The 21,793-nt window shown below is 45.3% G+C and carries 27 protein-coding genes; all 27 read left to right on the forward strand.

The genetic code is table 11. The annotated features are described in order from the left end of the window. Nucleotides 1-6: 6 nt before the first annotated feature. The gene (rpoB, locus tag BM415_RS22835; protein WP_091161587.1) at nt 7-3,558 is read left to right on the forward strand and encodes a DNA-directed RNA polymerase subunit beta; all 3,552 of its coding nucleotides are present in this window, start codon (nt 7-9) and stop codon (nt 3,556-3,558) included. A 119-nt stretch (nt 3,559-3,677) separates the two neighbouring features. Then, the gene (rpoC, locus tag BM415_RS22840; protein ID WP_091161589.1) at nt 3,678-7,292 is read left to right on the forward strand and encodes a DNA-directed RNA polymerase subunit beta'; all 3,615 of its coding nucleotides are present in this window, start codon (nt 3,678-3,680) and stop codon (nt 7,290-7,292) included. 213 nt (nt 7,293-7,505) lie between these two features. Further along, nucleotides 7,506-7,757, forward strand: a complete 252-nt coding sequence (locus tag BM415_RS22845; protein WP_091161591.1) for a ribosomal L7Ae/L30e/S12e/Gadd45 family protein — start codon at nt 7,506-7,508, stop codon at nt 7,755-7,757. 145 nt (nt 7,758-7,902) lie between these two features. After that, complete coding sequence (rpsL, locus tag BM415_RS22850; protein WP_047914094.1) at nt 7,903-8,325, forward strand: 30S ribosomal protein S12; 423 nt, start codon at nt 7,903-7,905, stop codon at nt 8,323-8,325. Nucleotides 8,326-8,435: 110 nt separating this feature from the next. Then, nucleotides 8,436-8,906: a 30S ribosomal protein S7 gene (gene rpsG / locus BM415_RS22855; RefSeq protein ID WP_047914093.1), complete on the forward strand. Its 471-nt coding sequence runs from the start codon at nt 8,436-8,438 to the stop codon at nt 8,904-8,906. 50 nt (nt 8,907-8,956) lie between these two features. Then, entirely contained in the window at nt 8,957-11,032 is a 2,076-nt protein-coding gene (gene fusA, locus BM415_RS22860; protein ID WP_091161592.1) for an elongation factor G, read from the forward strand. 101 nt (nt 11,033-11,133) lie between these two features. Then, the gene (gene tuf, locus BM415_RS22865) at nt 11,134-12,324 is read left to right on the forward strand and encodes an elongation factor Tu (protein ID WP_091161594.1); all 1,191 of its coding nucleotides are present in this window, start codon (nt 11,134-11,136) and stop codon (nt 12,322-12,324) included. A 421-nt stretch (nt 12,325-12,745) separates the two neighbouring features. Then, entirely contained in the window at nt 12,746-13,054 is a 309-nt protein-coding gene (rpsJ, locus tag BM415_RS22870; protein WP_005544556.1) for a 30S ribosomal protein S10, read from the forward strand. A gap of 38 nt (nt 13,055-13,092) precedes the next feature. Next, nucleotides 13,093-13,716 carry a 50S ribosomal protein L3 gene (gene rplC / locus BM415_RS22875; RefSeq protein WP_091161595.1) on the forward strand — a complete coding sequence of 208 codons (624 nt, stop codon included), beginning with the start codon at nt 13,093-13,095 and terminating at the stop codon, nt 13,714-13,716. A gap of 26 nt (nt 13,717-13,742) precedes the next feature. Beyond that, nucleotides 13,743-14,366 carry a 50S ribosomal protein L4 gene (rplD, locus tag BM415_RS22880; protein ID WP_047914089.1) on the forward strand — a complete coding sequence of 208 codons (624 nt, stop codon included), beginning with the start codon at nt 13,743-13,745 and terminating at the stop codon, nt 14,364-14,366. Next, nucleotides 14,366-14,656 carry a 50S ribosomal protein L23 gene (gene rplW, locus BM415_RS22885; RefSeq protein ID WP_091161597.1) on the forward strand — a complete coding sequence of 97 codons (291 nt, stop codon included), beginning with the start codon at nt 14,366-14,368 and terminating at the stop codon, nt 14,654-14,656. Before rplD ends, rplW begins: the two co-directional genes overlap by 1 nt. A 30-nt stretch (nt 14,657-14,686) precedes the next feature. Further along, complete coding sequence (rplB, locus tag BM415_RS22890; RefSeq protein WP_091161598.1) at nt 14,687-15,517, forward strand: 50S ribosomal protein L2; 831 nt, start codon at nt 14,687-14,689, stop codon at nt 15,515-15,517. Nucleotides 15,518-15,595: 78 nt separating this feature from the next. Continuing rightward, the gene (gene rpsS / locus BM415_RS22895; RefSeq protein WP_076315702.1) at nt 15,596-15,874 is read left to right on the forward strand and encodes a 30S ribosomal protein S19; all 279 of its coding nucleotides are present in this window, start codon (nt 15,596-15,598) and stop codon (nt 15,872-15,874) included. Between the two features lie 39 nt (nt 15,875-15,913). Next, nucleotides 15,914-16,246: a 50S ribosomal protein L22 gene (rplV, locus tag BM415_RS22900; protein ID WP_047914085.1), complete on the forward strand. Its 333-nt coding sequence runs from the start codon at nt 15,914-15,916 to the stop codon at nt 16,244-16,246. A gap of 13 nt (nt 16,247-16,259) precedes the next feature. Further along, entirely contained in the window at nt 16,260-16,925 is a 666-nt protein-coding gene (gene rpsC, locus BM415_RS22905; RefSeq protein ID WP_076315703.1) for a 30S ribosomal protein S3, read from the forward strand. Nucleotides 16,926-16,927: 2 nt separating this feature from the next. After that, a complete protein-coding gene (gene rplP / locus BM415_RS22910) occupies nt 16,928-17,362 on the forward strand; it encodes a 50S ribosomal protein L16 (protein ID WP_047914083.1) in 435 nt (144 codons plus the stop codon). After that, nucleotides 17,352-17,549: a 50S ribosomal protein L29 gene (rpmC, locus tag BM415_RS22915; RefSeq protein WP_047914082.1), complete on the forward strand. Its 198-nt coding sequence runs from the start codon at nt 17,352-17,354 to the stop codon at nt 17,547-17,549. The genes rplP and rpmC overlap by 11 nt, the downstream gene beginning before the upstream one ends. Before the next feature lie 51 nt (nt 17,550-17,600). Next, nucleotides 17,601-17,867, forward strand: coding sequence for a 30S ribosomal protein S17 (gene rpsQ / locus BM415_RS22920; protein WP_076315704.1), 267 nt, complete (start codon nt 17,601-17,603; stop codon nt 17,865-17,867). A gap of 34 nt (nt 17,868-17,901) precedes the next feature. Next, a complete protein-coding gene (gene rplN / locus BM415_RS22925) occupies nt 17,902-18,273 on the forward strand; it encodes a 50S ribosomal protein L14 (RefSeq protein WP_076315705.1) in 372 nt (123 codons plus the stop codon). Nucleotides 18,274-18,345: 72 nt separating this feature from the next. Continuing rightward, the gene (gene rplX / locus BM415_RS22930) at nt 18,346-18,699 is read left to right on the forward strand and encodes a 50S ribosomal protein L24 (RefSeq protein ID WP_091161600.1); all 354 of its coding nucleotides are present in this window, start codon (nt 18,346-18,348) and stop codon (nt 18,697-18,699) included. A 32-nt stretch (nt 18,700-18,731) separates the two neighbouring features. Next, on the forward strand, nt 18,732-19,271 hold the full coding sequence (rplE, locus tag BM415_RS22935) for a 50S ribosomal protein L5 (protein ID WP_091161602.1): 540 nt from the start codon (nt 18,732-18,734) through the stop codon (nt 19,269-19,271). Nucleotides 19,272-19,342: 71 nt separating this feature from the next. After that, the gene (locus BM415_RS22940; RefSeq protein ID WP_074961883.1) at nt 19,343-19,528 is read left to right on the forward strand and encodes a type Z 30S ribosomal protein S14; all 186 of its coding nucleotides are present in this window, start codon (nt 19,343-19,345) and stop codon (nt 19,526-19,528) included. A 32-nt stretch (nt 19,529-19,560) separates the two neighbouring features. After that, nucleotides 19,561-19,959, forward strand: a complete 399-nt coding sequence (gene rpsH / locus BM415_RS22945; RefSeq protein ID WP_091161604.1) for a 30S ribosomal protein S8 — start codon at nt 19,561-19,563, stop codon at nt 19,957-19,959. Nucleotides 19,960-19,991: 32 nt separating this feature from the next. Continuing rightward, complete coding sequence (gene rplF, locus BM415_RS22950) at nt 19,992-20,534, forward strand: 50S ribosomal protein L6 (RefSeq protein ID WP_091161606.1); 543 nt, start codon at nt 19,992-19,994, stop codon at nt 20,532-20,534. A gap of 118 nt (nt 20,535-20,652) precedes the next feature. Further along, complete coding sequence (rplR, locus tag BM415_RS22955) at nt 20,653-21,021, forward strand: 50S ribosomal protein L18 (RefSeq protein WP_091161607.1); 369 nt, start codon at nt 20,653-20,655, stop codon at nt 21,019-21,021. Nucleotides 21,022-21,048: 27 nt separating this feature from the next. Continuing rightward, nucleotides 21,049-21,546, forward strand: a complete 498-nt coding sequence (gene rpsE / locus BM415_RS22960) for a 30S ribosomal protein S5 (protein WP_091161609.1) — start codon at nt 21,049-21,051, stop codon at nt 21,544-21,546. Nucleotides 21,547-21,558: 12 nt separating this feature from the next. Continuing rightward, entirely contained in the window at nt 21,559-21,744 is a 186-nt protein-coding gene (rpmD, locus tag BM415_RS22965) for a 50S ribosomal protein L30 (RefSeq protein ID WP_091161611.1), read from the forward strand. Nucleotides 21,745-21,793 lie beyond the last annotated feature (49 nt).

Consider the following 21,793-nt stretch of genomic DNA (forward strand, 5'->3'; position numbering starts at 1 on the left):
TTTAAGTTGGCAGGACATCTTGTTCAGTATGGTCGACGCACTCGGCGCAGTTATGCACGAATTAACGAGATACTCGAAATTCCGAACCTGATTGAAATCCAACAAAAATCTTACGAATGGTTTTTGGAGGAAGGATTGCGCGAAATGTTCCAGGATATCTCGCCAATTCAGGATTTTACAGGTAATCTCGTATTGGAATTTATCGACTACAGTCTCGGTGAACCGAAATATACGGTAGACGACGCGAAAGAACGCGACGTTACTTATGCCGCACCGCTTCGGGTAAAAGTCCGGCTCATTAATAAGGAAACGGGCGAAGTCAAAGAGCAGGAAGTGTTCATGGGTGATTTCCCGCTGATGACCGAAACAGGCACCTTTATTATCAACGGTGCGGAACGGGTTATTGTCAGCCAGTTGGTTCGCTCTCCTAGCGTCTATTTCAGTACCAAATTAGATAAGAACGCAAAGAAATCTTATACCGCAACAGTGATTCCGAATCGCGGAGCGTGGCTGGAGCTTGAGATGGATGCGAAGGATATTATTTATGTTCGTATCGATCGTACGCGTAAGATTCCGGTGACTGTACTGCTGAGAGCGCTTGGGTTCGGTACAGATGCTGAGATTCTGGATTTGCTGGGTAACGATGAATATATCCGGAACACACTGGATAAAGACAACACCGATTCGACAGAGAAAGCGCTGATCGAAATTTACGAACGTCTTCGTCCGGGCGAACCGCCGACTTTGGATAATGCGAAGAGCTTGCTTGTAGCGCGTTTCTTCGATCCAAAACGTTATGACCTTGCGAACGTAGGTCGTTACAAAATCAACAAAAAGCTTCACATCAAGAATCGTTTGTTCAACCAACGTCTTGCTGAATCCTTGATTGATATCTCTACTGGAGAGATCATTGCAGAGGCTGGACAAATTGTTGACCGCAGATTGCTTGATGAAATCATGCCTGCTCTTGAGAATGAGGAGGCTGTTGGACAACGTACTTATCATGTGGCGAACGGAGTTCTTGACGCTAATGATATTCCTGTTCAAACAATCGATGTATTCTCTCCGATTGAAGATGGTAAAGTTGTTAAACTGATTGCGAACAGCAACATTGATAAATCTGTGAAGCACATTACGCCAGCAGATATTATTTCTTCCATCAGTTACTTCTTGAACCTGCTTCATGGTATTGGTGATACAGACGATATTGACCACTTGGGTAACCGTCGTCTTCGTTCTGTTGGTGAGCTCTTGCAGAACCAGTTCCGTATCGGTCTTTCCCGTATGGAGCGTGTCGTTCGTGAGAGAATGTCCATTCAGGATGCAAATGTCATTACACCTCAGGCTTTGATCAACATTCGACCGGTAATTGCATCGATAAAAGAGTTCTTCGGAAGCTCGCAGCTGTCTCAGTTTATGGACCAAACGAACCCGCTGGGTGAACTTACGCATAAACGCCGTCTGTCCGCCCTAGGACCAGGTGGTTTGACTCGTGAGCGCGCAGGCTTTGAAGTCCGTGACGTCCATCCGTCCCATTATGGTCGTATGTGTCCGATCGAGACTCCGGAAGGACCGAACATTGGTTTGATCAACTCCCTGTCTACGTTTGCACGTGTCAATGAATATGGCTTTATCGAGGCTCCATATCGTTGGGTAGATCCGAAGACAGGTCAAGTTACTGATCAAGTTCGTTATGTAACTGCAGATGAAGAAGATAACTACGTTATCGCTCAGGCGAATGCCAAATTGAACGAAGATGGTTCCTTTGCTGAGGATATGGTCGTTGTTCGTTACAACAAGCAGTCTGACAACATCACAACGATGCCTAATGACCGCGTTGACTACATGGACGTATCTCCTAAGCAGGTAGTATCCGTTGCTACGGCGCTCATTCCGTTCCTTGAGAACGATGACTCCAACCGTGCACTCATGGGATCCAACATGCAGCGGCAGGCAGTTCCACTTCTCATCCCTAAAGCTCCGCTTGTAGGTACGGGTATGGAACACAAAGCCGCGAAAGACTCCGGTGTATGTATTGTATCCAAACATGACGGTATTATTGAGAGATCTTCTGCCAATGAAATTTGGGTTCGCAGAATTGAAGTCGTTGACGGCAAGGAAGTTAAGGGCGATATCGTTAAACATAAATTACACAAATTTATGCGTTCGAACCAAGGAACATGCATTAACCAACGTCCGATTGTAAAAATTGGCGATCACATTAAAAAAGGCGACATTTTGGCAGATGGACCATCTACTGAAATGGGTGAATTGGCACTGGGCCGCAACGTAGTCGTTGCCTTCATGACTTGGGAAGGTTACAACTACGAGGATGCGATTCTTCTTAGCGAAAAACTCGTTAAAGAGGACGTATACACCTCCATTCACATTGAGGAATATGAGTCTGAAGCGCGTGATACGAAGCTCGGACCTGAAGAAATTACTCGCGATATCCCTAACGTAGGTGAAGAAGCGCTTCGTAACCTTGACGAACGTGGAATTATCCGCATTGGTGCCGAAATTGCTGCCGGCGACATTCTTGTTGGTAAAGTTACACCTAAAGGGGTAACTGAGCTTACAGCTGAAGAGCGTCTCCTTCATGCTATTTTCGGTGAGAAGGCTCGTGAAGTACGTGATACTTCGCTCCGTGTACCTCATGGTACGGATGGTATCGTCGTAGATGTTAAAGTGTTCACACGTGAGAACGGTGATGAACTGCCTCCAGGTGTTAACCAGCTCGTACGTGTCTATATCGCTCAAAAACGGAAAATCTCCGAGGGTGACAAAATGGCCGGACGTCACGGTAACAAAGGGGTCGTGGCCCGTATTCTTCCAGAAGAAGATATGCCATTCCTTCCGGATGGAACGCCTGTGCAAGTCGTGCTTAACCCACTAGGGGTACCTTCCCGTATGAACATCGGACAGGTGCTTGAAGTTCACTTGGGTATGGCTGCAATGCAGCTTGGTATCCACGTGGCTACACCGGTATTTGACGGTGCAACCGAGCATGATGTATTTGACACGATGGAAGAAGCAGGAATGCAGCGTAATGGTAAGACTGTGCTCTTCGACGGACGTACGGGCGAGCGCTTCGAGCGTGAAGTTACCGTTGGTGTCATGCACATGATCAAACTTGCGCACATGGTTGACGATAAGATCCACGCCCGTTCGACAGGACCTTACTCTCTCGTTACGCAACAGCCGCTGGGTGGTAAAGCTCAGTTTGGCGGTCAGCGTTTCGGTGAGATGGAGGTTTGGGCGCTTGAAGCCTATGGTGCAGCATATACCCTGCAAGAGATTCTTACGGTTAAGTCCGATGATGTTGTTGGACGCGTGAAGACCTATGAATCCATTGTCAAAGGTGAGAATGTTCCAGAACCAGGTATCCCTGAGTCATTCAAGGTACTGATCAAAGAGCTGCAAAGCTTGGGTATGGACGTTAAAATGCTCACCAAAGACGAAGAAGAGATCGATCTGAAAGAATCGGATGACGATGATGACGCTGCAGGCGATAAACTGAGCCTTAACCTTGAAGGCACAGAAGTCGGTGTAGAGTAACATTATAGTCAACCGTAACAATACCGGAATTTTTCATCAGGCTCTGATCCCCTTTGAATCTTTTTGCTTCAGAGGGGGGAGAACCTAAAATTTAGGACTTGGTTAAGGAGGGTTGCTCCTTGTTGGACGTAAACAATTTCGAATATATGAAAATCGGGCTTGCATCCCCGGAAAAAATTCGCTCTTGGTCCCGCGGAGAAGTGAAAAAACCGGAAACGATTAACTATCGTACACTAAAACCGGAAAAAGAAGGTCTGTTCTGCGAGAAGATCTTCGGTCCTACAAAGGACTGGGAATGTCACTGTGGTAAATACAAACGCGTTCGTTATAAAGGCGTTGTTTGTGACCGTTGCGGCGTTGAAGTGACTCGTGCAAAAGTGCGCCGTGAACGTATGGGGCATATTGAACTGGCTGCTCCGGTATCTCATATCTGGTATTTCAAAGGCATTCCGAGCCGTATGGGTCTGGCTCTGGATATGTCTCCGAGATCTCTTGAAGAGATCATTTACTTTGCATCTTATGTTGTTACCGATCCAGGTGAAACTCCATTGGAGAAAAAACAACTGCTGTCTGAAAAAGAATACCGCAGCTATCGTGAGAAATACGGTTACGGTTTCCAAGCGGGCATGGGTGCAGAAGCGGTTAAAAAGCTGCTTCAAGACCTCGATGTTGATAAAGAGCTTGAATTCTTGAAAGAAGAGCTTCGCACAGCTCAAGGTCAGCGCCGCAACCGTGCGATTAAGCGCCTTGAGGTTATCGAAGCTTTCCGTAACTCCGGCAACAAACCGGATTGGATGATCATGGATGTACTTCCTGTCATTCCACCGGAACTTCGCCCGATGGTTCAGCTTGATGGCGGCCGCTTTGCGACTTCCGACTTGAACGATCTGTATCGTCGTGTAATTAACCGTAATAACCGTCTGAAACGCCTTCTTGATCTCGGTGCACCAGACATCATCGTTCAGAATGAGAAGCGTATGCTTCAAGAAGCAGTTGACGCTCTGATTGATAATGGTCGCCGTGGTCGTCCTGTTACAGGACCTGGTAACCGACCGCTCAAATCTCTCAGCCACATGCTGAAAGGTAAACAAGGTCGTTTCCGTCAGAACTTGCTCGGTAAACGTGTTGACTATTCCGGTCGTTCCGTTATCGTTGTAGGACCTTACCTTAAGATGTACCAATGCGGATTGCCTAAAGATATGGCGCTTGAGTTGTTCAAGCCTTTCGTTATGAAAGAGCTTGTGAACAAAGGTCTGGCTCATAACATTAAGAGTGCAAAACGTAAAGTAGAACGTGTTAGTCCTGAAGTATGGGATGTCCTTGAAGAAGTAATTAAGGAACACCCAGTACTCCTTAACCGTGCCCCTACGCTTCACCGTTTGGGTATTCAAGCATTTGAACCGATTCTAGTGGAAGGTAAAGCGATTCGTTTGCATCCGCTCGTATGTACGGCTTACAACGCCGACTTTGACGGTGACCAAATGGCCGTTCACGTACCTTTGTCCGCTGAAGCTCAAGCCGAAGCTCGTCTTCTTATGCTTGCGTCAGGTAATATCTTGAACCCTAAAGATGGTAAGCCGGTTGTTACTCCATCTCAGGATATGGTTCTTGGATCCTTCTATCTGACAATGGATAACAAAGAAGAAAAAGGCTCAGGTATGATTCTTCGTACAGTGAATGAAGCTGTATCTGCATACCAACGCGGAACTGCAGGTCTTCATGCACGTGTTGCGATCCCTGTTAAAGCTCTCAACAAAACAAGCTTTACGGATGAACAACAAAATGCGATGCTGATCACAACGGTCGGTAAGATTATCTTCAACGAAATCTTCCCAAGTAGCTTCCCATACATTAATGATGCAACTCGCGCTAACCTCTTCCAAGGTACGCCGGAGCATTCCTTTGTGTATGAGAAAGGTGCTGATCTTAGAGAAGCGATCATGAATGCACCTCAAGCGGGTGGAGTCGGCAAAGACTATCTTGGTCATATCATTGCACGCTGCTTCGAGGTATACCATACAACACAAACATCTATGATCCTGGATAAGGTCAAACAGCTTGGATTCACGTATTCCACTCGCGCTGGGGTTACCGTTGGTGTATCCGACGTTATTGTCCCTGATGAGAAGAATGAGATTCTACGTGTGTCAGATGAGAAGGTTGCTGTCGTTACGAATCAGTACCGTCGTGGTTTGATTACGAACGAAGAGCGTTATGACCGCGTAATTGATATCTGGTCCAAAGCAAAAGATGATATCACGGAAGTCCTTATGAAATCGATGGATCGCTTCAATTCCATCATGCTCATGGTTGACTCTAAAGCCCGTGGTAACAAATCGCAGATTACACAGTTGGGTGGTATGCGGGGTCTGATGGCCAACCCATCCGGTCGCATTATCGAACTCCCAATCAAATCGAACTTCCGTGAAGGTCTGACGGTACTCGAGTACTTCCTGTCCACGCACGGTGCGCGTAAAGGTCTTGCCGATACAGCACTGCGTACAGCTGACTCTGGTTACCTGACTCGTCGTCTCGTTGATGTAGCGCAAGACGTAATTGTTCGTGAAGATGATTGCGGAACAGATAAAGGCTTTACCGTAAGTCGTATTCAAGACGGTAAAGAGGTTATCGAAGATCTGTACGATCGTATTGAAGGCCGCTATTGCTTCCAAACCGTTCGTCATCCTGAGACAGGTGAAATCATTGCACATCGTAATGAACTCATCGACTCTGACAAAGCAGAAGCAATCGTTGCAGCAGGTGTAAACAAACTGCAAATTCGCTCTGTACTTAGCTGCCGTGCGCGTCATGGTGTCTGCAAGAAGTGTTATGGACGTAACCTGGCAACAGGTAAACACGTGGAGATCGGGGAAGCAGTTGGTATCATCGCTGCACAATCCATCGGTGAGCCAGGAACACAGCTTACAATGCGTACGTTCCACACTGGTGGTGTCGCAGGAGACGATATCACGCAAGGTCTTCCGCGTATCCAGGAGCTTTTCGAAGCGCGTAATCCGAAAGGTCAAGCAACCATCAGTGAAATTGATGGTGTCATCAAAGAAATCCGTGAAGCAAAAGATCGTCGTGAAATTGAAGTCCAAGGTGAAGCTGAGACAAAAGTCTATGCAGTTACCTATGGCTCCCGTCTGCGCGTAAGCGAGGGTATGGAGATTGAAGCGGGTGATGAGCTTACGGATGGTTCGATTGACCCGAAAGAAATGCTGCGCATCAAAGGTGTACGTGGCGTTCAGAACTACATCCTGCAAGAGGTACAGCGTGTATATCGTAACCAAGGTGTAGAAATCAACGACAAGCACGTTGAAGTTATGATTCGTCAAATGCTGCGCAAGATTCGTATCGTGGATGCAGGAGATACAACGCTGCTTCCTGGCTCATTTGTCGATACTCATGAATATGAAACAGCGAACAAGACAGCAATTCTTAGTGACAAGGAGCCTGCAGTGGCTAAGCCAGTCCTTCTGGGTATCACGAAGGCATCCCTTGAAACAGATTCCTTCTTGTCAGCAGCTTCCTTCCAGGAAACGACTCGTGTCCTGACTGATGCAGCAATCAAAGGTAAGGTCGATCAGCTTCTTGGATTGAAGGAGAATGTAATTATCGGTAAACTGATCCCTGCAGGTACCGGTATGAACCGTTACCGCAGTGTGAAGTTTGCTAATCCGGAAGACGGCGAATCTCAACTAGAAGAGCTTGAACCGGTATCTGTAGACTGATGAATAGCTCGAATTTGTCTGTATAAGGCGAATTCGATCGGTAAACACACCCGATTGTATATCAGGAGAGAAGCATCATGCTTCCTCCTGATAATGCAATCTTAATGTTTAGAGTTTGATTGAATCTCTTGACAAAGAATGTGTTGTAATGCTAATATAGCAAAGGTGCGTGAGTAGCCGCATATTATCATGTCTTTTCGGAGGTATTGATAAATGTCGAATGACAACTTTTTGCAGGATGCTCATGTCAAGATCGGTACCAAGCAAACCATGAAGATGGTTGAATCAGGACTGGCTGCTGAGGTTTATGTAGCACAGGATGCTGATATGCGAATAACTTCAAAGATCAAGTCGCTATGTGAGAAGCATCAAGTGAAGCTGAATGTAGTCGACACGATGGAGCAGCTCGGCAAGGCTTGCGGAATTGAAGTGGGAGCGGCTATGGTGGCTGTATTGAAACAATAGGTATAAGAAGATGTTTTTGTCTGGAATGCAAGAGCTTCCTAACGGCAAAAACTTTTCATTTGTTCTTTTATGAACCGCCTGGGTCTGTGGACTTAAGAATTGAGGTTTATAAATAGAATGACGAATCTAGGAAGGGGGTGGCAACATGCCAACTATTAATCAGCTCGTTCGTAAAGGACGTCAAGCAAAGATCTACAAATCCAAATCTCCAGCGTTGCAAAAAGGCTTCAATGCCCTGAAACGTGAGTCTACTGATATCAGTGCTCCGCAAAAACGTGGTGTTTGTACTCGTGTAGGTACGATGACTCCGAAGAAACCGAACTCCGCGCTTCGTAAATATGCCCGTGTACGTTTGACTAACCGTATTGAGGTTACTGCTTACATCCCAGGTATCGGACACAACTTGCAAGAGCACAGTGTCGTTCTGATCCGCGGTGGTCGGGTTAAAGACCTTCCGGGTGTACGTTACCATATCGTTCGTGGTGCGCTTGATACTGCAGGTGTTAACAACCGTATGCAAGCTCGCTCCAAGTATGGTGCGAAACGCCCTAAAGCTAAAAAAGCGTAAGATCAATGCATTGATTTTACAGTCAGTAAGCCGTTTGCGAATAAGCGCTTCGGTTACAGAACAACAACAACAAATTAAGAATATTAAACATGCAAGAAAGGGGGATATCCATGCCACGCAAAGGTCCAGTTACCAAAAGAGACGTGTTGCCTGATCCGGTGTACAATAGCAAACTTGTTACTCGTCTGATCAACCGCATCATGCTTGATGGAAAACGTGGTGTTGCTCAAAGCATTCTTTACAATGCGTTCAACTTGATTCAAGAACGTACGGGTAAAGATCCTATGGAAGTTTTTGAAGCAGCTATCAAAAATATTATGCCGGTTCTGGAAGTTAAAGCTCGTCGTGTCGGCGGTGCTAACTACCAAGTACCTATCGAGGTTAAACCGGAAAGACGTACTTCCCTTGGTCTACGTTGGCTCGTAAACTACTCCCGCAGCCGCGGTGAGAAAACAATGGAAGAGCGTTTGGCAGCTGAGATTATCGACGCTTCCAACAACACTGGTGCTTCCGTTAAGAAACGTGAAGACACACACAAAATGGCTGAAGCGAACAAAGCGTTTGCTCACTACCGTTGGTAGGATTTATCAGTCTTTAAAATATAACTTCATTTTGAAGGGAGACCCATGTCATGGCAAGAGAGTTCTCCTTGAAAAATACACGTAACATCGGGATCATGGCGCATATTGACGCCGGTAAAACTACTACCACTGAGCGGATCTTGTTCTACACAGGCCGTACGCACAAAATCGGGGAAGTTCACGAGGGTGCTGCGACTATGGACTGGATGGAGCAGGAACAGGAGCGCGGGATCACGATTACTTCCGCTGCTACGACCGCTCAATGGAAAGGTCACCGCGTTAATATCATTGATACCCCGGGACACGTTGACTTCACAGTAGAAGTTGAACGTTCCCTTCGTGTATTGGACGGAGCAGTAGGTGTTTTCAGTGCGAAAGAAGGCGTTGAGCCTCAGTCTGAAACTGTATGGAGACAGGCTGACCGTTATGGCGTACCTCGTATCGCATATGTAAACAAAATGGATATCATCGGTGCAGATTACCTTAACGTTGTAAAGGATATGCGCGAGCGTCTTCAAGCAAATGCTGTTGCTATTCAGCTTCCAATCGGTGCTGAGAATGATTTCATTGGTATCATTGATATCGTTGAGCAAAAAGCATATATGTATAAAGACGATCTTGGTAAAGACATCGAAGAAACTGCAATTCCTGCAGAATATGCAGATCAAGTTGAAGAGCTTCGTATGGAACTGATCGAGAAAGTAGCAGAGCTTGATGAAGATCTGACTATGAAATACCTAGAAGGCGAAGAACTCACTGTTGATGAGATCAAATTCGCTCTTCGTAAAGGGGTAGTAGAAGTTAAAATCTTCCCAGTTATCTGTGGATCTTCATACCGTAACAAAGGTGTTCAGCTGATGCTGGATGCGGTTCTAGACTATCTGCCAGCTCCAATTGATGTTCCTGACATCAAAGGTCATCTGGAAGATGGGACAGAAGCGATTCGTAAATCTTCTGACGAAGAGCCGTTCTCGGCACTTGCGTTCAAGATTATGACGGATCCTTATGTAGGTAAACTGACATTCTTCCGCGTATACTCCGGTGTTCTTACATCTGGATCCTACGTATTGAATGCAACTAAAGGAAAACGCGAACGTATCGGCCGTATCCTTCAAATGCACGCGAACAGCCGTCAAGAAATCACTGAAGTATATGCTGGTGATATCGCATCTGCTGTAGGTTTGAAAGATACAGGTACAGGTGATACACTATGTGATGAGAAGAATCCGGTAATTCTGGAGTCTATGAACTTCCCTGATCCGGTTATTCAAATCGCGGTTGAACCAAAAACCAAAGCTGACCAAGACAAAATGTCTGTTGCTCTCGGTAAGTTGACTGAAGAGGATCCAACTCTTCGTGCACATACTGATGAAGAAACAGGTCAAACTATTTTGGCTGGTATGGGTGAGCTTCACCTTGATATCATCATCGACCGTATGCGTCGTGAGTTCAAAGTGGACACAAACATTGGTCAACCACAGGTTGCTTACCGTGAAACATTCCGTCAAGCAGCGCGCGTTGAAGGTAAATTCGTACGTCAGTCCGGTGGCCGCGGTCAGTATGGACACGTATGGGTTGAATTCGAGCCGCTTGAAGCGGGTAGCGGTAACCAATTCGACAGCAAAATTGTGGGTGGATCTGTACCACGTGAATACGTTGGTCCTGCTCAACAAGGTATTGAAGAAGCTATGAAAAATGGTGTCCTTGCAGGATTCCCACTTGTAGACGTTAAAGCTACAATCGTAGACGGTTCATACCATGATGTCGATTCCAACGAGATGGCGTTTAAAATTGCCGGATCGATGGCGCTTAAAGCAGCTAAAGACAAGTGTAAAGCTGTCCTGCTTGAGCCAATCATGAAAGTGGAAGTTACTGTTCCAGAAGAGTACATGGGTGACGTAATGGGTATGCTGAACTCCCGTCGCGGTAGAATCGAAGGTATGGATTCCCGTGGTGGTACGCAAATCATTCGTGCTAAAGTACCTCTCTCTGAAATGTTTGGATACTCCACAACTCTCCGTTCTGGTACACAAGGACGCGGAGTGTTCTCCATGGAACTTTCTCACTACGAAGAAGTACCAAGAACAATCTCCGAGGAAATCGTGTCCAAAGTTAAGGGAGAATAAGTTTTACTCACTGATGTACACAGCGTCATAAGGTTTACTTATGGTGCTGTAGACACAGTGCCAACATATAATATAAACCACTTTAAGGAGGCCACGTTCAAATGGCAAAGGCTAAATTCGAACGTAATAAACCACACGTTAACATTGGTACTATTGGTCACGTTGACCATGGTAAAACTACTTTGACTGCAGCAATCACTACTGTATTGTCCAAAACTTACGGCGGTGCAGCAGTTGCATTCGATCAAATCGACAAAGCTCCAGAAGAGCGCGAACGCGGTATCACAATCTCTACTGCACACGTAGAGTACGAAACTGATGCACGTCACTATGCACACGTTGACTGCCCAGGTCACGCCGACTATGTTAAAAACATGATCACTGGTGCTGCACAAATGGACGGAGCGATCCTGGTTGTATCCGCAGCTGACGGTCCTATGCCGCAAACTCGTGAGCACATCCTTCTGTCCCGCCAAGTAGGCGTACCTTACATCGTAGTATTCTTGAACAAATGCGACATGGTAGAAGACGAAGAACTTCTTGAACTGGTTGAAATGGAAGTTCGCGACCTTCTTAGCGAATACGACTTCCCAGGTGATGACACTCCAATCACTCGTGGATCTGCTCGTGAAGCTCTTCAAAACCCAGATGGCGAGTGGGCTCAAAAAATCATTGAGATGTTCAAAGAGATCGACACTTACATCCCAACTCCTGAGCGCGACACTGACAAGCCTTTCTTGATGCCTGTCGAGGACGTATTCTCCATCACTGGTCGTGGTACAGTTGCTACAGGCCGTGTAGAGCGTGGTACTGTTAAAGTCGGCGATGAAATCGAAATCGTTGGTATCGCTGAAGAGTCCAAAAAATCCGTAGTAACGGGCGTTGAAATGTTCCGTAAACTTCTGGATTCCGCTCAAGCGGGTGACAACATCGGAGCATTGCTTCGTGGTGTAGACCGTGCTCAAATCGAGCGTGGACAAGTGCTTTCCAAACCAGGTTCAGTTAAACCTCATACTGAGTTCACTGCTCAAGTATACGTTCTGACTAAAGAAGAAGGTGGCCGTCATAAGCCTTTCTTCACTGGATACCGTCCTCAGTTCTACTTCCGTACAACTGACGTAACGGGAATCATCAACCTGCCAGAAGGTACTGAAATGGTTATGCCTGGCGACAACATCGAAGTAACAGTATCCCTGATCGCTCCAATCGCTATCGAAGAAGGAACTAAGTTCTCTATTCGTGAAGGTGGACGTACAGTAGGCGCTGGTGCGGTAGCAACAATCATTAAATAATTTGGCTGCAAGCCGAATCATATAAAGTAACAGTGTACTGTAACGAGCAACAGTGTATCGGAACGAACAAAAGGATCTTGGCGTTAATCGCCAAGATCCTTTTTCTATATAAGAAATTCATTTTCATAAATTACCTTTGGCTTTTTAGAGCTCTATCATATATAATAGTTCGAGTTGCGATTCGGGAAGTGCATTCGAGAAAATAGAAAACTGAAGTCGATTCAGAATTTTATTTATCTTTTTTATATAAAAGCTTGCATTGCGCCTAAGTTTTCTATATAATAATGAATGTTGTTCTGTGACGTTGCGATGATGTGAGAGGTTACTGACACACCCGGCCCCTTTGCCATGGGAGAGTGGGTCAGAAAATTTTCACGGAGTATGTCCGATATTAAATTGGGCGATAGAAGGAGGGACTAAAATGGCAAAGCAAAAAATTCGTATTCGTTTGAAAGCTTACGACCACAGAATTCTTGATCAATCCGCTGAGAAAATTGTTGAAACGGCAAAACGTTCGGGTGCAGGTGTATCCGGTCCGATTCCGCTTCCAACTGAGAAACAAATTATTACTATTCTCCGTGCGGTACACAAGTACAAGGATTCCCGGGAGCAATTCGAAATGCGCACACATAAGCGTTTGATCGATATTGTTAACCCAACTCCACAAACTGTGGATGCCTTGATGCGCTTGGATCTGCCGTCCGGTGTAGATATCGAAATTAAATTGTAATCTAGTAATGTATTAATGGAAGGAAAAGAGGTGTCAACATGAAAGGTATCTTAGGTAAAAAACTAGGCATGACGCAAGTGTTTACTCCAGAAGGTAACGTAATCCCTGTTACAGTTATTGAAGCAGGTCCATCTGTTGTCTTGCAAAAGAAAGACCTTGAGAACGACGGCTATGAAGCGGTTCAACTAGGTTATGCCGATAAGAAAGAAAAAAGTGCTAACAAACCTGAAACAGGACATGCGAAAAAAGCTAATACAGCTCCTAAGCGCTACGTTCGCGAACTCCGCGGTGTTGATCTTGCGGGATTCGAGGTTGGCCAAGAAATTAAAGCAGACATCTTCGCTGAAGGCGAATTTGTTGACGTAACAGGAATCTCTAAAGGTAAAGGTTTTGCCGGCGTTATCAAACGTTGGGGACAAAGCACTGGGCCTATGTCTCACGGTTCCCGTTATCATAGAGGTCCTGGTTCCATGGGTTCCATCCAAGCGAACCGTGTTCCTAAAGGTAAACACCTTCCAGGACATATGGGTCATGAGACAATCACAATTCAACGTCTTGAAGTTATCAAAGTAGACGCTGAGCGTAACGTATTGCTTGTTAAAGGTTCTATTCCTGGACCGAAAAACAGCTTCGTTAAAATTAGAGAATCGGTGAAGAAATAATCACCTAAAGAAAGGAGGAACACAAAATGCCAAAAGTAGCACTTTTTAATGTCAGTGGTAGCCAAGTAGGAGAAGTTGAACTGAACGATGCAGTATTCGGAATTGAGCCGAACACTCATGTACTTCACGATGCTGTTGTTATGCAACGCGCTTCCCTGCGTCAAGGTACACACAAAGTAAAAGGACGTTCTGAAGTACGCGGCGGTGGACGTAAGCCTTGGAAACAAAAAGGTACTGGACGCGCTCGTCAAGGTTCGATCCGTGCACCACAATGGGTAGGCGGCGGTACTGTGTTTGGTCCAACACCACGCAGCTATGCGTTCAAACTGCCTAAGAAAGTTCGTCGTCTGGCGATTAAATCCGCTTTGTCTTCCAAAGTGATTGATAACGAAATTATCGTTCTGGATGCTCTTGCTCTGAATGCACCGAAAACTAAAGAGTTTGCAGCTATTTTGAATAACCTCAAAGTAGATCGCAAAGCTTTGATCGTTGCTCCGGGCTATGATGATAATGTTGCTCTTTCCGCAAGAAATATTCCTGGTGTGAAATTTGTAGCGGCTGACGGCATTAATGTTCTTGACGTACTTACGTACGACAAACTGATCATTACGAAAGAAGCAGTTCAGAAGGTAGAGGAGGTGCTCGCGTAATGAAGAATCCTCGTGACATTATTAAACGTCCGGTGATTACTGAACGTACAGCTGATATGATGGCCGACTTGAAATATGTATTTGAAGTCGATATCCGTGCGAACAAAACCGAAATCAAAGCTGCTGTTGAAGAAATCTTCAACGTTAAAGTGAAAAACGTGAACACTCTTCGCGTACCTGGTAAGTTGAAACGCTACGGACGTTACTCTGGATACACTCCTGAGTGGAAAAAAGCATTCGTAACTTTGACTCCAGACAGCAAAGCTCTTGAGTTCTTTGAATCGGTATAATAAGAAACTTGAAGTAAGGAGGGAAAATCAGTGCCAATCAAAAAGTACAAACCGACGTCTCCGGCTAGACGTAACATGTCTGTGTCTACTTTTGAAGAGATCACAACAAATCAGCCAGAGAAATCGCTGCTTGCTCCACTGAGCAAAACAGCTGGCCGTAACAACCAAGGTAAAATTACGGTTCGTCATCATGGCGGCGGACACAAACGTAAATATCGTATTATTGATTTTAAACGTACTAAAGATGGAATACCGGGCCGCGTTGCTACAATCGAGTATGACCCGAACCGTACTTCCAACATCGCTCTGATCCATTATGCAGATGGTGAGAAACGTTACATCATCGCTCCTAAAGGACTTAAAGTAGGGGATCAAATCGAATCCGGACCTAGCTCCGACATCAAAACAGGTAACGCATTGCCACTTGAGAACATTCCAGTAGGTACCGTTATCCACAACATCGAACTTCAACCAGGTAAAGGTGGACAATTGGTTCGCGCAGCTGGTACTGAAGCTCAACTTCTTGGTAAAGAAGAAAAATATGTAACAGTTCGTCTTTCTTCCGGTGAAGTACGCCGCATCCTTAAAACTTGCCGCGCTACAATCGGATCTGTTGGTAACGAAGATCACGAACTTATTAAAATCGGTAAAGCAGGCCGTAGCCGCTGGCTCGGACAACGTCCTGAAGTTCGCGGGGTAGTAATGAACCCTAACGATCACCCTCACGGTGGTGGTGAAGGACGCGCTCCAATCGGACGTAAATCGCCAATGTCTCCATGGGGTAAACCAACTCTTGGTTACAAAACGCGTAAGAAAAACAAAGCTTCTGACAAATACATCGTTCGCCGCCGCACGAAGTAATACACAGTCTATCTGTGCATAACTTCGCGCGAGCGATCGTGAATGAACGAGAACATTGGATGAAGGGAGGATTTACACATGAGTCGCAGTCTTAAAAAAGGGCCATTCGTAGATGGCTACCTGTTGAAAAAAGTAGAAGACATGAACGAGTCTGGCAAAAAGCTGGTGATCAAAACTTGGTCCCGTCGTTCTACAATTTTCCCACAATTCATTGGACATACGTTTGGTGTGTATGACGGCCGTAAACACGTTCCTGTATATGTAACGGAAGATATGGTTGGACACAAGCTGGGTGAGTTCGCTCCTACGCGTACTTATAAAGGCCATGCAGCAGACGATAAGAAGACTAGAAGATAAATGATCATCAAGCGCTAATGTTTGAGAGGAGGTTAAACAATGGAAGCAAAAGCACATGCCAAGTTTATTCGGATTGCTCCTCGTAAAGTTCAACTCGTTGTTGACTTGATTCGCGGCAAGCAAGTGGGCGAGGCGATCGCGATTCTGCGCCACACTCCAAAATCCGCTTCTCCAGTAGTTGAGAAGTTGCTGAACTCTGCTATCGCAAACGCGGAGCACAACTACTCCCTGGATGTTAACAAACTGGTTATCTCGCAAGCTTACGTAAACCAAGGTCCGACAATGAAACGTTTCCGCCCTCGTGCAATGGGACGTGCAAGCCGGATCAACAAACGCACTAGCCACATTACTTTGGTGGTATCTGAAAAATAAGGAGGGAAAACGTGTGGGACAAAAGGTAAATCCCGTTGGACTCCGTATTGGTGTCATTCGTGACTGGGAATCCAAATGGTACGCAGGCAAAGATTTCGGTGATCTCTTGCTGGAAGACGTTAAAATTCGTGAATACCTGAAAAATAAATTGAAAGATTCCGCAGTATCTCGTATTGAAATCGAGAGAGCGGCTAACCGTGTCAACGTAACGATCCACACTGCTAAACCAGGAATGGTTATCGGTAAAGGTGGTTCTGAAGTTGAAATTCTCCGTGGTCAGATCACGAAGATTGCTGGCGGTAAGAAAGTTCATATCAACATCTCTGAAATCAAACAACCAGACCTTGACGCAATTCTCGTTGCTGAAAGCATTGCACAACAATTGGAACGCCGTGTTTCTTTCCGTCGTGCTCTGAAACAAGCAATTCAAAGAACTATGCGTGCAGGTGCTAAAGGTATCAAAACACAAGTAGGCGGACGTCTTGGCGGTGCTGAGATCGCACGTTCTGAAGGCTACAGTGAAGGAACTGTTCCACTGCACACGCTTCGTGCCGACATCGACTATGGTACAGCAGAAGCTCATACAACTTACGGCCGTCTTGGCGTGAAAGTATGGATCTATCGTGGAGAGGTTCTTCCTACGGCTAAGAAACAAGCTGCTAAGGAAGGAGGCAACTAATCATGTTGGTGCCAAAACGCGTAAAACACCGCAAGCAACAACGCGGTCACATGAAAGGTCAAGCTAAAGGCGGAACTACACTGAACTTTGGTGAGTACGGTCTGCAAGCAACTGAACCATCTTGGATTACGAACCGTCAGATCGAGGCTGCTCGTATCGCGATGACTCGTTACATCAAACGTGGTGGTAAAGTTTGGATTAAAATCTTCCCAGACAAACCTATTACTCAAAAGCCTCTCGAAGTACGTATGGGTAGTGGTAAAGGTAATGTTGAGAAATGGGTTGCTGTTGTAAAACCAGGTAAGATCATGTTCGAGCTTTCTGGTGTATCTGAAGAAGTTGCTCGCGAAGCAATGCGTCTGGCTGCTCACAAGCTGCCAATCAAGACGAAGTTCGTGAAACGTGAAGAATTGGGTGGTGAAGTAAATGAAGGCTAGTGAATTCCGCAACCTAACCACTGCTGAAATTGAGCAAAAGATTGCCGGATTTAAAGAAGAACTCTTTAACCTCCGCTTTCAACTCGCTACCGGTCAGCTTGATAACCCGACACGTATTCGTGACGTACGTAAAGAAATTGCACGTGCTAAAACGATCATCCGTGAAAGAGAACTTGGGATTAGCTAATAAATAGTACCGGATGGAACATCCGTCTGTAATTGAGGAAGGAGGCCAACAATGAGCGAAGAACGTAACGCACGTCGAGTGCAAATCGGTAAAGTGGTTAGCGACAAAATGGACAAAACAATCGTGGTTGCTGTAGAAACCTACAAAAAGCATGACTTGTACCATAAACGCATCAAATACACGAAAAAGTTCAAAGCACATGATGAAAATAACACTGCGAAAATCGGTGATACTGTTAAAATCATGGAAACTCGTCCTTTGTCGAAAGACAAAAACTGGAGACTTGTTGAAGTCGTAGAAAAAGCGGTTATCATTTAATGGTATTCAGCTTTGCTGAAAGGAGGAAAACAAGATGATTCAACCATTTACACGTTTGGCTGTAGCTGACAACTCTGGTGCGAAGGAACTGATGTGTATCCGCGTACTGGGTGGTACGGGACGTAGTCGTACAGCACAAATCGGAGACCTGATCGTTTGTTCAGTCAAACAAGCAACACCAGGCGGCGTTGTCAAAAAAGGTGATGTAGTAAGAGCGGTAGTTGTTCGTACGAAACGTTCTGTTCGTCGTAAAGACGGATCTTACATTGCATTTGATGAGAATGCAGCAGTTGTTGTTAAGGAAGACAGAAGCCCACGCGGAACTCGTATTTTCGGACCAGTTGCTCGCGAACTTCGCGAGAAAGACTACATGAAGATCGTTTCCTTGGCTCCAGAAGTTATCTAATGAACGTATATTGATCCTTGTATAAAGGATTCGATTCATACTTGTTCACGCAAGTCATAGGAGGTGTACGAAATGGCAAAAGTGAAAAAAGTCCTGGAATCTCATAACAACAAGTTGCACGTCAAAAAAGACGACACTGTTATGGTGATCAGCGGTAAAGACAAAGGCAAAAAAGGCCGTGTCATCGCAGCTTATCCTCGTGAGAATCGCGTTCTTGTTGAAGGTGTTAACCTCGTGAAGAAACACCAAAAGCCTAACCAGCTGAATCCACAAGGCGGCATCATCGAGAAAGAAGCTCCAATCCATGTATCGAACGTGATGCACATTGATCCGAAGAGCGGAAATGTAACTCGTATTGGTTACAAAGTTTTAGACAACGGCAATAAAGTACGCGTTGCTAAACGTTCCGGAGAATCGATCGACTAATGTAATCGAATGAGAAAGGAGGTCCATAATTCATGGCAAGAATGAAAGAACGTTTTCTGAATGAAGTAACTCCTGCTTTGATGCAGAAGTTTGAATACAGCACAGTAATGCAAGTTCCTAAAATCGAGAAAGTGGTAATCAACATGGGTGTGGGCGACGCTGTCCAAAACTCCAAAGTACTTGATTCCGCTGTGAACGATATGCAGCTGATCTCTGGTCAAAAACCAGTAATCACTAAAGCTAAAAAATCGATCGCCGGTTTTAAACTTCGTGAGAACATGCCAATCGGGGTTAAAGTAACACTGCGCGGAGAGCGTATGTACCACTTCCTTGATAAACTGTTCAACATCACTCTACCTCGTGTACGTGACTTCCAAGGCGTATCGAACAAAGCGTTCGATGGTCGCGGTAACTACACACTTGGACTTAAAGAACAACTCATCTTCCCAGAGATTGAGTATGATAAAGTCGACAAAGTGCGCGGTATGGATATCGTAATCGTAACTACAGCTAAAACGGACGAAGAGTCCCGCGAATTGCTTACTCAACTTGGTATGCCATTCGCAAAGTAAGAAATAACAGTATCCGGGAATCCAGCTAGGGTCCCGAATTCTCCGAAATTATTTAGGAGGTGTCAGGCTAAGTGGCAAAAACTTCAATGAAAGTTAAACAACAACGCACACCGAAGTACAAAGTTCGTGCTTATACACGTTGTGAACGTTGCGGTCGTCCACATTCTGTATTGCAGAAGTTTAAAATTTGCAGAATTTGTTTCCGTGAATTAGCTTATAAAGGCCAGATCCCTGGCGTGAAAAAAGCAAGCTGGTAAAAAGTCCTGAACGGGAAGGAGGTTTACACACAATGACTATGTCTGATCCAATTGCAGATATGCTTACTCGCATTCGTAATGCGAACACAGTTCGTCACGAAACGGTAGAAATGCCTGCTTCGACGATGAAAAAACAAATCGCTGAAATCCTGAAGCGCGAAGGTTTCATCCGTGATGCAGAATATGTGGATGATAACAAACAAGGCATCATCCGTATCTTCTTGAAATACGGTCAAAACAACGAGCGTGTTATTACTGGTCTGAAAAGAATCAGTAAACCAGGTCTTCGCGTTTACACGAAAAGCAATGAAGTACCTCGCGTACTTGGTGGTCTCGGAATCGCGATCATCTCTACTTCCAAAGGTATAATGACAGATAAAGAAGCTCGTCAAGCTAAATCTGGCGGCGAAGTTGTCTGCTACGTTTGGTAATATAAAGTCACAGAACAAGGAGGTGCAACAACATGTCCCGTATTGGTCGTAAACCAATTACAGTACCAAGTGGCGTAGAAGTCACTCTGGACAACACCGCGATCACGGTTAAAGGTCCTAAAGGTACACTTACACGCGAACTTCATAAAGAAATGAAGGTTGCCGTTGAAAATAATGAAATTACTGTAACACGTCCTTCTGATAACAAAACACATCGTTCTTTGCACGGTACTACTCGTTCCGTAGTAAATAACATGGTGCTTGGCGTAACTGAAGGATTCTCCAAATCTCTGGAACTGGTTGGGGTCGGATATCGTGCAAGCAAATCCGGAGATAAAATCGTGCTGAACGTAGGTTACTCCCATCCGGTAGAAATCACACCGGAACCGGGTATTGAGTTCGAAGTTCCTTCGAACACTAAAATCATCGTTCGTGGAATCAACAAAGAGCGCGTAGGTGCTTATGCAGCTGAAATCCGCTCTGTGCGCGAACCTGAGCCTTATAAAGGTAAAGGGATTAAATATGAAGGCGAACGCATCATCCGTAAGGAAGGTAAAGCCGGTAAGAAGAAATAAGATTTCTTACCGACTTTGTGCCGTCCCCTGGCTTTTCAGGAGATGCTCGTGTTTCTAATATACCCTGTGCGTCTTAATGTGAAGCTACTCAAGGCTAACTGAAGGGAGGAAACGTGAAATGATTACTAAACAAGATAAGAACAAAGTGCGTCTGAAAAGACATATCCGTGTTCGTGGTAAAATTTCTGGTACGGCTGAGCGTCCACGTTTGAACGTATTCCGTTCCGATAAACATATCTATGCTCAACTGATCGATGATGTAGCAGGTGTAACGATTGTATCTGCATCGACTGTAGACAAAGAAATCAGCGGCGAAATCACAAACGGTGGTAACGTTGAGGCAGCTAAGAAAGTTGGCGCTCTCGTTGCTAAACGTGCGAAAGAAAAAGGATACACTAACATCGTTTTCGATCGTGGTGGCTACCTTTATCATGGACGTATTCAAGCTTTGGCTGATGCTGCTCGTGAAGCAGGGCTTGAATTCTAAGATATTTTTTAAAAGGAGGTTAACGACTTGCGTGTAGATCCTAACACTTTAGAACTCACTGAAAGAGTTGTAAATATTAATCGCGTTGCTAAAGTAGTAAAAGGCGGACGTCGTTTCAGCTTCAGCGCTCTGGTAGTTGTCGGTGATGGCAACGGCTGGGTTGGAGCTGGTATCGGTAAAGCAGGCGAAGTACCTGATGCAATCCGCAAAGGTATTGAAGATGCTAAGAAAAATCTAATCCACGTACCACTCGTAGGAACAACAATTCCTCACTTGATCACTGGTAAATTCGGAGCTGGCCGTGTTCTTTTGAAACCAGCTTCTGAAGGTACTGGGGTTATCGCTGGTGGTCCAGTTCGTGCCGTTCTGGAACTTGCTGGTGTGGGTGACATTTTGACAAAATCACTGGGTTCTTCGAATTCCATGAACATGGTCAATGCGACCTTGGAAGGTTTGTCCCGCTTGAAACGCGCTGAAGATGTAGCGAAATTGCGTGGAAAAACTGTCGAAGAGCTTCGGGGCTAAGGAGGGAATCTCATGGCTAAACTGGAAATTACCCTCGTTCGCAGTTTGATCGGACGTCCTGAGACACAAAGAACGACTGTTAACACACTCGGTCTTCGTAAACTCAACCAAACTGTGGTTCATAACGACAATGCTGCGATCCGCGGTATGGTGAATAAAGTAAGTCACTTGGTTTCTGTTAAAGAAATCGAGGCATAAGGAATAGCATTATAGGGCTTGTTCCCACAAATCATTAAGGAGGTGCAAC

This window comes from Paenibacillus sp. 453mf, assembly GCF_900116105.1.
In the GTDB taxonomy this organism is placed as follows: Bacteria; Bacillota; Bacilli; order Paenibacillales; family Paenibacillaceae; genus Paenibacillus; species Paenibacillus provencensis.

Excerpts from the sequence above, each read along its gene's own strand:
- rplN (WP_076315705.1), top strand. The coding sequence starts at position 17,902 with ATGATTCAACCATTTACACGTTTGGCTGTAGCTGACAACTCTGGTGCG.
- rpmC (WP_047914082.1), top strand. The coding sequence starts at position 17,352 with ATGAAGGCTAGTGAATTCCGCAACCTAACCACTGCTGAAATTGAGCAA.
- rplF (WP_091161606.1), top strand. The coding sequence starts at position 19,992 with ATGTCCCGTATTGGTCGTAAACCAATTACAGTACCAAGTGGCGTAGAA.
- rplW (WP_091161597.1), top strand. The coding sequence starts at position 14,366 with ATGAAGAATCCTCGTGACATTATTAAACGTCCGGTGATTACTGAACGT.
- tuf (WP_091161594.1), top strand. The coding sequence starts at position 11,134 with ATGGCAAAGGCTAAATTCGAACGTAATAAACCACACGTTAACATTGGT.
- rpsS (WP_076315702.1), top strand. The coding sequence starts at position 15,596 with ATGAGTCGCAGTCTTAAAAAAGGGCCATTCGTAGATGGCTACCTGTTG.
- rplX (WP_091161600.1), top strand. The coding sequence starts at position 18,346 with ATGGCAAAAGTGAAAAAAGTCCTGGAATCTCATAACAACAAGTTGCAC.
- rplD (WP_047914089.1), top strand. The coding sequence starts at position 13,743 with ATGCCAAAAGTAGCACTTTTTAATGTCAGTGGTAGCCAAGTAGGAGAA.
- rplE (WP_091161602.1), top strand. The coding sequence starts at position 18,732 with ATGGCAAGAATGAAAGAACGTTTTCTGAATGAAGTAACTCCTGCTTTG.
- rpsL (WP_047914094.1), top strand. The coding sequence starts at position 7,903 with ATGCCAACTATTAATCAGCTCGTTCGTAAAGGACGTCAAGCAAAGATC.
- rplP (WP_047914083.1), top strand. The coding sequence starts at position 16,928 with ATGTTGGTGCCAAAACGCGTAAAACACCGCAAGCAACAACGCGGTCAC.
- rpsH (WP_091161604.1), top strand. The coding sequence starts at position 19,561 with ATGACTATGTCTGATCCAATTGCAGATATGCTTACTCGCATTCGTAAT.
- rpsQ (WP_076315704.1), top strand. The coding sequence starts at position 17,601 with ATGAGCGAAGAACGTAACGCACGTCGAGTGCAAATCGGTAAAGTGGTT.
- rpsJ (WP_005544556.1), top strand. The coding sequence starts at position 12,746 with ATGGCAAAGCAAAAAATTCGTATTCGTTTGAAAGCTTACGACCACAGA.
- rplR (WP_091161607.1), top strand. The coding sequence starts at position 20,653 with ATGATTACTAAACAAGATAAGAACAAAGTGCGTCTGAAAAGACATATC.
- rplC (WP_091161595.1), top strand. The coding sequence starts at position 13,093 with ATGAAAGGTATCTTAGGTAAAAAACTAGGCATGACGCAAGTGTTTACT.
- BM415_RS22845 (WP_091161591.1), top strand. The coding sequence starts at position 7,506 with ATGTCGAATGACAACTTTTTGCAGGATGCTCATGTCAAGATCGGTACC.
- rpmD (WP_091161611.1), top strand. The coding sequence starts at position 21,559 with ATGGCTAAACTGGAAATTACCCTCGTTCGCAGTTTGATCGGACGTCCT.
- rplV (WP_047914085.1), top strand. The coding sequence starts at position 15,914 with ATGGAAGCAAAAGCACATGCCAAGTTTATTCGGATTGCTCCTCGTAAA.
- rpsG (WP_047914093.1), top strand. The coding sequence starts at position 8,436 with ATGCCACGCAAAGGTCCAGTTACCAAAAGAGACGTGTTGCCTGATCCG.
- fusA (WP_091161592.1), top strand. The coding sequence starts at position 8,957 with ATGGCAAGAGAGTTCTCCTTGAAAAATACACGTAACATCGGGATCATG.